Here is an 11,367-nt window from a genome sequence, read left to right as displayed (position 1 = left end):
ACACGAACAACGAATTTGGAACATCGAACCACGAAAAGGGGGCTAGAGATTGTGTCCTTTAGTGCTGTTACGAAAGAAGAGCTTGCTCGTTTAGGCAGCGAGAAACCTTGCTGTGATTTAGCGGAATTAGCCGCTTTGGTTCGCATGGATGGAACACTCCAAATTAGTTCAAACCAACAATTCACCTTAAATGTGATCACGGAGAGTGCGCCAGTAGCGCGTAAGATCTATCGCTTAGCCAAGGATGTGCTAAAACGCCAGGTGGACATTGTCGTACGACGTAAGCTAAGGCTGCGAAAGAACAACTCATATCTGGTCAGAATCCATCCCCGGGGGTTAGAAGACCTTCAGAACTTAGGGCTGCTTGATAATCAGGGGCAGATCTACCTGGGAATCGCGCCAAATCTTATCAAAAAGCGTTGTGATCAAAAGGCCTATTTGAGAGGAGCTTTCTTAGCGGGGGGATCTATCAATAATCCTGAAGGTACCTATCATCTTGAAATAGTCAGTAATGATGAACAACATGCCCAAGAATTATGTCAACTGATCAATAGATTCAAATTAGGTGCCAAAGTAAGTATGCGAAAGAATTGGTATGTTGTATATCTCAAAGAGAGTGAACATATTGTGGATTTCATAGGCTTTATTGGAGCACATCATGCCCTCCTGGAATTTGAAAATGTCCGAGTTCTTAAAGATGTGCGAAATCAAGTGAACCGTCTCGTTAATTGTGAGACTGCTAATCTCGATAAAATTGTCGATGCTGCGGTACGTCAATTGGAGAACATCCAATTCATTGCGGATACGGTAGGCCTGCAGTCTTTGCCGCCTACCTTGCGGGAAATAGCCGAGCTCCGCTTAGCATACTCTGAAGCCAGCCTGAAGGAACTGGGAGATATGTTAAGACCAAAGGTGGGAAAGTCTGGTGTCAATCATCGTATGCGTAAAATTGATGAGCTAGCAGATCGAATCAGGAACCAGAAAATAGGAACTTAAGATTTAGTAAGGATTATTTTCAAATCAGTATAGGGGGGAATAAGGTGCGGTTAGGATATGGTCTGAGTCTCGAGCAAACTCAAAAACTCATTATGACTCCAGAGTTACGGCAAGCAATTACTATTTTGCAGTTGTCCGCACTTGACCTTTCCACGTATGTTGAGGAACAGCTTTTAGAGAATCCTTTACTGGAGAATCTAGAGGAAAGTATGGACAGTAAGGTTGAAGCGGAGCCACCTGCGGTAGTGGAGGAAAGCCCGGCCACTGATAAATGGGAAGTAGACTGGCAGGACTATGTCCATGATCAGGATGAAAATAGGGTGCGCCAAGAAAGAGTGATCACCGAGGACAAACAACGGTTTGATCCTTTTGTGGCAGCTGCGCCTACTCTGTTAGAGCATTTGCTTGAACAACTGCATGTCCAAAAAGTCACATGTTCTTTAGAAGTCGCCGAGTATATTGTTGGGAATTTGAATGAAAAGGGATATCTCACAGTCTCTATCGAGGATGTAGCTCGTGAAATGGATGTTTCACAGGGTGAGGCGGAAAAAGCACTGGCGGCTGTTCAGAGTCTGGATCCCTTGGGCGTTGGGGCTCGGAATCTAGAGGAATGTTTATTGCTCCAATTACCAATTCTGCCCGACTGTCCACCTGAACTACCAGAGTTTATTAAACATCTGGAAGATTTAGCGGCAGGACGGCTGCAACGAATTGCTCATTCCTTAAAAATTTCTTTAAGTAGGGTTCAAGAGTTAGCTGATTTTATCCGAAAGCTGGATCCAAAGCCTGGACTTCGGTTTTCAGGCCCTGGTGAAGTACGGTATATCGTTCCGGATGTGGTCATTGAGGAGATTGAAGGAGAGTTTATAATCCTGGTTAATGATATCACTGTCCCTCGTTTAGGGGTGAATAAGGCTTACCGAGATGCCTTATCACAGGAGGAGGGAAGTGACACACGTAAATTTGTGGAACAAAAACTAAATGCAGCTGCTTGGCTCATTCGAAGCATTGAACAGCGGCGTCTCACTCTCTATAAAGTCGCAGATGCCATTGTTAAGTGGCAAAGTGATTTCCTTCGTAATGGAATTCGTCATCTAAGACCCCTCACGCTAAGAGATATTGCCGAAGAAATTGGAGTGCATGAGTCAACAGTCAGCAGAGCAACTGCTCACAAATATGTCCAAACTCCCCGGGGGGTTTTCGAATTCAAATTCTTCTTTGCCAACAGTATGGGTCGAGGTAATAATAATGACTCCGGGGTAACCACGGATGTGATTAAACTCGTTCTGCGTGACATCATCGCTTCGGAAAATCCTAAATCTCCCTATTCCGATCAGAAACTAGCGGAAATGCTCAAGGCTAGAGACATGGAAATTTCTCGACGCACAGTTGCCAAGTATCGAGATGAGCTAGGTATTGGAGCAACTTCGGTGAGGAAGAGATATTAGAAAAACTTGCTTTGAAATTAAGAGGTCGGGAATACGGGGGAAATGCCCCCAAAAAAGTTAATTGCTAATTTATCAGAATGCGTATATTATATAAAGCAGCTGATGTCAGTTAATTCTGAACTTGATATTTAAGGCTGGAGTTATAGAGAAAGCCGCAAATTAATCTGTTTTAGGCAGGTTTATTTGTGGCTTTTTTTCATAGTATTTAGAAATGAAATTATCCTTCCAGGAGTAGTTGATTTAAAGTAAGTTTATTAGGAAATTTTTAGTTTGGGATGACATAAGGAGTTGAAAGCTTATAGGTTGGATGGGTACAATTTTAGTTTTCTTGGGCGGGTTGGGTCTTTTTATGTATGGGGTACAGACAACCTCAGATGCCTTGCAAAAGTTTGCTGCACATCGACTTAAGCAAATTCTGCAATCACTGACGAAGAAGCCCTTTATGGCTGTTCTGCTGGGTATGGTTATAACAGTTGCTTTTCAAAGCAGTGCAGCCACCACAGTATTGGTGGTGGAGTTCGTCAATGCGGGAATGATGAGTCTGGGTCAGGCATTAGGAATGGTTTTAGGCTCGGCTGTAGGAACCTCAGTCTCTATTCAACTCATAGCTTTTCAAATTCTCGATATAGCTCTGGGGGCCATCTTTATTGGCTTTGTTCTTTATTTTTCAGGTAAGAAGCAGTGGAAGCATTTAGGACATTCTCTGATAGGTTTTGGCCTAATCTTTGTAGGGATGTCTAATATGTCAAACGCTTCAGCTCCCCTCCGAAATATTCCTGAAGTCTTTGGCTTCCTTGCTCGATTGGGAAGTTATCCCTTTTTGGCAATCCTTGTAGGACTGATCTTAACCACTATAATCCAGAGCAGTACTGCAGTTTTTGCGATTATGATGTCCCTTGCCGGGCAAGGTCTATTAGAACTGCAGGCGATTGTCCCTTTGGTGATTGGAGCTCATATAGGGGGAACAGTGACAACCTTGCTGACAAGTTTAACGGCTAAAAAGATGGATGCTAAACGTACAGCTTTAGCGAACACAGGTTATAAGGTATTGGCAGCAGTGCTAATGTATCCGTTTTTGACACAATTTACTCAGCTCATCCAATGGACTACGGGGAATTTGCAGCGACAGGTTGCCAATGCTCATCTATTATTTGCAGTCCTGATGGTAATAATTTTCTTCCCCCTCAATGGCCTTATAGCCAAAGGCCTGAAGCGTATGGTTCCGGATCGGGGGGACAAAGATAGCCCTTTAAAGTTTCAAGTAATCGATGAAGTGTCGATAGAAGTCCCTGCGGTAGCCCTTAAACAGGCTAACGGTGAAATGCGAGCTTTAGGTGATTTCATTGGCACAAGAATGATGCAAAAAATTCCTGCTATTCTCCTTGCCAATAGTGATAATTTGGTTGAAGAGATCTCTAAGGTTGAAGAAGGAGTGGATTGGTATTACCGACATACTATGCGTTTTCTGGCTGTCCTTTCTCAGAGAGGACTTACAGATGAGCAAGCTGAAGAGAGTATGAAAATCCAGTTTATAGCTAAGGAATTTGAGTATATCGGAGATGCAGTGATGGCCATGGCGCTTTTAGCTAAGAAATTGCCTCGAGAAACCATGAAAGTTCCTGCAGAAAACTGGAAACATCTTGATGAGCTATATCAACGTGTAAGCTGTAACTTTGCTAAGGTAATGCAGGCTCTCACTCTATGGGATTCTCAAATCGCGGCGGAAGTAATACGTGAGCATCCGGAAACCTCTCGAATCCAGAGAGACTTACAGTTTAATTTTCTGGCCCAATGTCCACAACTAAACAGCCAAGAAGGCAACCTGAAAATCGAAGAAATGTATCGCTATGCTACCTTAGATTCAATAAATCTCTTGTATCAAGTGGATGAACATACAGTCAATATTGCTAAAGTTGTGATGGGAATTGTCTAAGGGCTTAAAACAATATTTCCAATTTTATTAAATGTTACTATATATTAACAATAAACTAACGTGGATATGTTATGATCATAATGCCATAGTGGGCCGTTAGGAGAGGGTTAGATGAAGATTTTAGGTCATCGAGGGGCTGCGGGCACGACCCCGGAAAATACGTTGATTTCCTTTGTCAAAGGGCTTGAGCTGGGAGTGGATGGCTTCGAATTCGATGTGCAATTGTCGCGGGACCGAGAAGTTGTCATCATTCATGATGAACGGGTTGATCGAACCAGTGATGGTATTGGTTGGGTTAAAGATTACTCACTCAAGGAGTTAAAGAGCCTGAATTTTGGAGTTGGCTTTAAGACCTATGCCCCAATTCCAACCTTAGAGGAATTACTGGAGATGTTCCAAGATAAGTCGCTTATCATAAATGTCGAGATCAAAACTGGGCTGATACAATACCCAGGAATTGTCGCTCAGGTAGCTGGCTTGCTGGAAAAATATAATGTGACAAATCAAAGTATAATTTCTTCGTTTGAACATAGAACCATTGTCGAAGTGATTAAGGACTTTCCCAATCTTAAAACGGGTTTGCTTTATGAGTGTGGGCTAATCTCGCCTTGGCTATATGCTCAGGATATGGGAGCCAGTCATCTGCATCCCCATTACGCCTTTATAAGCCCTGAATTGGTGAGAGAATGTCATGCGCGAGGAATCGGAGTAAATACGTGGACTGTCAACGAGGAATGGGAAATTGAACGTGCCATTGTTTCAGGTGCAGATATAGCCATTACAAATTATCCGGAGCGGTTTTCACATTTGCGTTCAGAGTGAAAGAACTTGGGCTTTCATGATTGACCCTGAGGTCAGATGGAGAGGAATCCCATGAAATTGAATTTAGGGACAGTGAATGGATATACCTGAATTAAGCTGCATACAAATGCGTAAGAGGAGGTGAGACTTTCTCGCTGGATCTGGGAAAGATTGAGAGGTTTTGTGTTCAGAGGTCAAGTTGCTAAAATACTTTTGGGGGAGGAAAGACATGTTTCAGAGGACGAGAAAAGCCCTTGCGTTCAGTATGATTGGTACACTTTTGATGGGTAGTTTTTTAACAGGCTGTGGTTCAAAGCCAACAGCTGAACCCGTCAAAGAACCGGCAAAGGAACTGACTGGACAAGCGTTAAAGGATGCTGTTAAAAAAGAAGGAAAGATCGTTTCCTATGGAATGCCTGATGCCTGGGCTAATCTAGGTGAGATTTGGAGTAATTTTACCAAGGAATACGAGGTTACTCACTCTGACACGGATATGACAAGTGCTGAGGAAATTGCTAAGTTCGATGCTGAAAAGGGCAGCCCGGTGGCTGATATTGGAGATGTAGGAATTACCTTTGGTAATGTAGCTATAGCACGAGATGTTGTCCAACCCCACAAAGGTCCCAAATGGGAAGAGATCCCGGATTGGGCTAAAGATAAAGACGGTCTTTGGACAGGAGAGTATGTGGGTACAATTGCCTTCTTAGTAAACACTAAGCTTGTTAAGGAAGTTCCTCATAGCTGGGCCGATTTACTTAAACCGGAATATAAAGGAGCAGTTGTCACTGGAGATGTGCTAAAAGCAGCCCAATCTCAAGCTGCGATCTTAGCAGCTGCTTTTGCTAATGGCGGGGATGAGAACAATTTGACTCCGGGTGTGGAATATTTCGCCAAGCTCGCTAAATCAGGAAACCTTAAACCCAGTGATAATATTTTTAGTATCTTCCAAAAAGGTGAGATTCCGGTAGGAATCCTTTGGGATTTCAACGCTCTTGGCTATCGCTCCCGCTTAGCGGATAAGGAAAATTACCAGGTTGTTATCCCCAGTGATGGGACGGTGGCTAGTGCCTACGTTTCTATAATTAATAAGTACGCACCTCATCCCAATGCGGCAAAAGCCTTCCAGGATTACCTTTTAAGTGATGAGGGTCAAATTCTCTTGGCTAAGGGTTTTGCTCGTCCGATTCGAGAAAAAGTCCAAATTCCGGAGGATATTGCTAAAATGATGGTGTCTAAGGAACAATATGCCTCTGCCAAACCAATTAAGGATTTCGCCGCTTGGGAAAAGAATATGAAGACAATTCCGGATTTATGGAGAAATAATGTCATCGTTTCCCAATAGTTGAGGTCACTGTCCTGCACTTTGAAAGGAAGGAGCCTGAGTGGGAGTTATCCATTCCGGGATACCCCCCACTCAGGCCTTTCACCTAGATTTTTTCTGCAACGTCGGCGACAAGGAGGCCTAACTAATGAAAAACAACCCAGTAACTCGGCTCGGTCAAGAGTTGCGGCGTGGTGGAATCCTGTGGGTTCCGTTTATTCCTTTAATTGTTTTTGCTTTAGCCTTCGAAATCCTGCCCATGGGGTACATCATTTACAGCAGTATACATAACTCGGAGGGATTGAATTTTCTAAGCTATACTCAAATTTTCCACAGCAAATATTATGTCATTTCCCTAAAAAACAGTTTACTAGTTTCGGTAGCAGTTGGTATTATTGGTTTATTTATCGGAACCACTGGTGCTCTTGCCCTGCGCTCAGTAGGTGAGGCCTGGCGAGAAAAGCTTTTGACATTAGTTAACATGACCTCCAATTTTTCTGGTGTGCCTTTAGCCTTTGCCTATATTGTTTTATTAGGAGTTAATGGACTGGTGACGGTCTTGATGAAAGAAAAAATGGGGCTTGATCTGTACGGAATGGGTTTTAACCTATTCAGTTGGACAGGGATTGTCCTAGTGTATATATATTTCAGTGTTCCTTTAGCTTTTATGCTGATGTATCCTGCAGTTTATGCTCTTAGACAGGATATTCAGGAAGCGGCTCAGATCTTGGGGGCCAGTCGATTTCACTTCTGGCGTAGAATTGGGCTGCCTATTTTGTTGCCGTCAATGTTAGGGAGTTTCACCCTGCTTTTTGCTAATTCCTTGGGAGCCTATGCTACGGCCTATGCCCTAACAAACTCTAACAACAGCCTGGTTTCTATTACCATAGCCAATTTAGTTACGGGGGACATTTTCCCCGAGCCCTCTTTAGCCAGTGCTTTAGCAGTTATTATGGCGGGCTTTTTGGTAGTGTCGATTATTATTAATGAGAGGCTGAAGAAGCAAGGCGGAGGGATTGGGCAATGAAACGAGGGATAATGTCTAAAATAGTTTTAGGACTAATCTTTGTCTATCTGTTTTTCCCCATTGTGGCTACTCTTCTATTCTCAATAGCAACTAGCTGGAGTACCACAATTTTGCCTGAGGGATATACATTGTCCTATTATAAGCTGCTCTTCAGCAGTCCGGAGTTTGGGCATGCTTTATTAAGAACCGTCAACGTGAGTTTTGCCACCGTAATATTGTCAATAATGATTATCATACCGTCAATGTACCTGGCGATTGTTTATTATCCAAGTCTAGAGAAGCTCTTTGAAATTTTGTCAATTTTGCCTTTTGCCATGCCTGGAGTTATTCTAGCCATTGGGTTAATTCAAATGTATTCGAGAGGGCCCCTGCAGATTACTAATACTCCCTGGATTCTGATTGGTTCTTATTTTGTCTTGATTTTACCTTTTATGTATCAGGCGACTAAAAATAGTTTCAGAACCATTAATGTTAAGGCTTTGACCGAGGCCGCTATAATGCTGGGCTGTGGCAAACTAGAGACCTTTATCAAAATTATTTTCCCCAATGTTTTGAGAGGGGTTATTTCAGCTGCCTTGATTTCTGTCTCAGTGTTGTTTGGAGAATTTGTCCTGGCTAATTTATTGGTAGGTGACAACTATGAGACCATTCAGATATATTTATATAAGCTGCAAAAGGTTGACGGTCACTTAGCCAATGCCTTAGTAGCATCGTACTTTATGGTTATTTTGTTGATGTCGTTGATCTTGATTTGGCTGGCTTTTCGCCGGGAGACTAAGGTCAGAGGACAGAAGACTGAGGCAAGATAAACAGTTTCATTAAAATTAACTTTGTAAGAGGATTGATAACTCGAGAATTTTGTCAACCATAAGGCTGGAATGGAAGGATTATTACAAACTCAATTAAATTGGAGTTCAGTAGACTTAAGGGATGATTTGGTCTTTATAGAAAGAGGAACGAGTTTAGGGTGTGGGGGTATGATTAGTGAGCTATGTTCAGGTCGTCAACATTGATAAGAGTTTTCAGGGCCGTCAGGTCTTGAAAGGAATTGAACTGGAAATCGAAAAAGGGGAATTTGTCACGCTATTAGGGCCCAGTGGATGCGGAAAAACAACCCTCCTTAGAATCGTTGCTGGCTTAGAACGTGGCGATGGCGGAAAAGTTATTGTTAATGGTCGGGAAATTATTGAAGGGCAGAACAAGAAGGAACAGAATATTGGTATGGTTTTTCAGTCATATGCCCTTTTTCCTAACATGACGGCCTTTGAAAATATTGCCTTTGGGCTTAAAATTAAAAAGTTACCTACCCAAGATATCAGAAAACAAGTCGAAGAAATTATGGATATTCTCAGTATTTCAGGTAAGGAAAACAACTATCCCCACCAAATGTCGGGAGGACAGCAACAAAGGGTAGCCTTGGCTCGAGCTCTGGTGGTTAAGCCAGATTTGTTGCTCTTAGATGAACCCTTGAGTGCCGTTGATGCCAAGGTAAGGGAGAGCGCTAGAATCCTGATTCGGGATGTGCAAAAGCAGATGGGAATTACTACGATTTTTGTGACCCATGATCAATTAGAAGCCTTAGTTATGTCAGACCGAATCGTAGTTATCAACGCCGGGGAAGTCATGCAGTATGGTACCCCTGAAGAAATTTATCACAGGCCTGCTAATAAATTTGTGGCTCAATTTATAGGAACCTATAACTTCCTGCCCAGTTCCCTAGTTGGTATAGGAGATAAGGAAACTGAAATCTGTATTCGACCTGAGCATATTTTGTTAGTTAGCAAAGATCAATTCCCTCAAATTGGGGACTCAGAGAGGATAAAGCTATACGGAACCTTAGAGAATTTTTATATCTTAGGCAATACTGCCAGGGCTGAGGTACTTGTTCAAGGCAGAATAATTATAGTTGATCATCTTAATCGTTTTGAGGGCCCAAAGTTCGCTTTAAAAGAAGAAGTTGGATTGTTGATTGATAAAAAGGTATGTACGATTCTTGGCCGTTAAGCGAACCCTCTGCCTAAGCGTGGATATTCCCTGAGGTTAAAGATGTTTGGCTATTTTGTACAGGATAAAGGTACTAAGAAGATGGAAGAACTGGATGGATAAGTTTGAATATAAATGCTTTCAAAGAGACCTTAAAAGGGAAAAAGAGAAGCCACTGGGGGAAGCGTCTTAGACGGTTCCACCGGTGGCATTTTGTTTTGATATGGGGGAGGCAATATGCAGGAGTATAAGGTTGTAATTGTCGGTGGTGGCGCGACGGGAGTAGGGATTTTGCGGGATTTGAGTATGCGAGGAATTTCTGCACTATTACTGGAGCAAGGGGACTTAGCCCACGGAACTAGCTCCCGTTTTCATGGCTTATTACACAGTGGAGCACGTTATGCCGTTAAGGATCCGCTGTCTGCTGCGGAGTGTATCTCTGAGAATATTATCCTTAAAAAGATAGCGGCCCACTGCATTTCGGATACGGGAGGGTGGTTTGTGCAATCTGATGAGGATGATCCCGACTATGTAGAGCAGTGGATTAGAGGATGTGCCAAGGCTGGGATTCCCCTGCGAGAAATATCTTTGTCAGAGGCCTATTGGAAAGAGCCCTTGCTGAAGAGGAATATTTTAAGAGTTTTCGAAGTGCCCGATGCTACAGTAGATGGATTTAAGCTTGTTTGGGCCAATGCCAAATCGGCAAAACGTTACGGAGGAGACTATAAGACCTATCACCGGGTGGAAAGGATTATTCTGGAAAACAAGCGGATTGTAGGGGTAGCCGCCAAGAATCTTTTAAATGAGGAAGAATTATTAATTGGCTGTCAAGTGGTAGTCAATGCAGGCGGGGCCTGGGCTTCAGAGATAGCTGGTTCAATCGGTGTCCACTTAGACGTGATCTGTGACAAGGGGACTTTGTTGGCCTTCAATCAGCGGCTCTTTCAACGCGTGATCAATCGCTTGCATCCACCTAGTGATGGGGATATTTTTGTTCCTCATGAAACTATAACAATTTTAGGTACAACCTCGGAAATAGTAGGTTCCCCAAGGGAGAATCAGCCTAAGGAGGAAGAAATCAGACGTTTATTAATGACGGGAGAGGAACTGCTTCCTAAGATTGTGGAGCGAAGAGTAATACGGGCCTTTGCCGGTGTACGCCCTCTTCATCGTGAAGATAGTGAAGTTTCAGGAAAGATGGATGAGGGGCGAGAGGTCAGCAGAAACTTCGCGCTCATTGATCATGAAATCCATGATCAGGTGCAAGGGCTGATCAGTATTGTCGGAGGGAAGTTTACCACCTATCGTTTGATGGCTGAGAAGGTTACAGATTGGGTGGCGAAACGGTTCGGAAATCTAAGGCCCTGCTCTACTGCTCAGGAGAAATTACTACCAGAGATTTCAGATGATCTAAAAAAACGGGCCCTCCAACTTTTGCCCTGTGCAGCAGCCGAGAAGATGCTTAAGCGGCTTGGAGAGGAGGCTGGGGCAGTGTTATTAGAAATCCAAAATGACCCCCGCAAAGGGCAGATGCTTTGTGAGTGTGAAATGGTATCTGTTGCAGAGGTTGAAAAGGTGGCCTTGGATGCCGACGCTCACCACTTGGCGGACATAAGGCGGAAGACCAGACTGGGAATGGGAACATGCCAGGGAGCTTTCTGTACCTATCGTGCTTTGCCGCTGTTGGGATTGGAATATGCTAAATTTGATCCCTTACAGGATGAATTAAAACGATTTATCAATCAACGTTGGAAGGGAATACGGCCGATTCTTTGGGGTCAGCAATTGCGTGAAACAGAGTTAACCCGGGCCATCTATACAAGCATACTTCAGCTCAGTGAGATCAGGGATATTTGAA

The 11,367-nt window shown here is 43.3% G+C and carries 9 protein-coding genes; all 9 read left to right on the top strand.

The annotated features are described in order from the left end of the window. Window positions 1–51: 51 nt before the first annotated feature. Window positions 52–996 carry a DNA-binding protein WhiA gene (gene whiA, locus DESMER_RS21730; protein ID WP_014905223.1) on the top strand — a complete coding sequence of 315 codons (945 nt, stop codon included), beginning with the start codon at window positions 52–54 and terminating at the stop codon, window positions 994–996. 44 nt (window positions 997–1,040) lie between these two features. Further along, entirely contained in the window at window positions 1,041–2,444 is a 1,404-nt protein-coding gene (rpoN, locus tag DESMER_RS21725; RefSeq protein WP_014905222.1) for an RNA polymerase factor sigma-54, read from the top strand. Window positions 2,445–2,751: 307 nt separating this feature from the next. After that, window positions 2,752–4,377 carry a Na/Pi cotransporter family protein gene (locus DESMER_RS21720; RefSeq protein WP_014905221.1) on the top strand — a complete coding sequence of 542 codons (1,626 nt, stop codon included), beginning with the start codon at window positions 2,752–2,754 and terminating at the stop codon, window positions 4,375–4,377. 111 nt (window positions 4,378–4,488) lie between these two features. Continuing rightward, window positions 4,489–5,199, top strand: a complete 711-nt coding sequence (locus DESMER_RS21715; protein WP_014905220.1) for a glycerophosphodiester phosphodiesterase — start codon at window positions 4,489–4,491, stop codon at window positions 5,197–5,199. Between the two features lie 208 nt (window positions 5,200–5,407). Next, on the top strand, window positions 5,408–6,520 hold the full coding sequence (locus DESMER_RS21710) for an extracellular solute-binding protein (RefSeq protein WP_014905219.1): 1,113 nt from the start codon (window positions 5,408–5,410) through the stop codon (window positions 6,518–6,520). A gap of 127 nt (window positions 6,521–6,647) precedes the next feature. Continuing rightward, entirely contained in the window at window positions 6,648–7,526 is an 879-nt protein-coding gene (locus DESMER_RS21705; RefSeq protein ID WP_014905218.1) for an ABC transporter permease, read from the top strand. Further along, window positions 7,523–8,335 (top strand): ABC transporter permease, encoded by an 813-nt coding sequence (locus tag DESMER_RS21700; RefSeq protein WP_014905217.1) that lies wholly within the window; start codon window positions 7,523–7,525, stop codon window positions 8,333–8,335. Before DESMER_RS21705 ends, DESMER_RS21700 begins: the two co-directional genes overlap by 4 nt. Window positions 8,336–8,510: 175 nt before the next feature. Further along, on the top strand, window positions 8,511–9,530 hold the full coding sequence (locus tag DESMER_RS21695) for an ABC transporter ATP-binding protein (RefSeq protein WP_014905216.1): 1,020 nt from the start codon (window positions 8,511–8,513) through the stop codon (window positions 9,528–9,530). A gap of 216 nt (window positions 9,531–9,746) precedes the next feature. Further along, window positions 9,747–11,366 (top strand): anaerobic glycerol-3-phosphate dehydrogenase subunit GlpA, encoded by a 1,620-nt coding sequence (gene glpA, locus DESMER_RS21690; RefSeq protein ID WP_014905215.1) that lies wholly within the window; start codon window positions 9,747–9,749, stop codon window positions 11,364–11,366. The last annotated feature ends 1 nt before the right edge of the window (window position 11,367 follow it).

This window comes from Desulfosporosinus meridiei DSM 13257 (genome assembly GCF_000231385.2).
Classification (GTDB): Bacteria; Bacillota; Desulfitobacteriia; order Desulfitobacteriales; family Desulfitobacteriaceae; genus Desulfosporosinus; species Desulfosporosinus meridiei.
The sequence above is the reverse complement of the archived record's forward strand: the minus strand, read 5'-3'. Positions and strand labels throughout refer to the sequence as shown.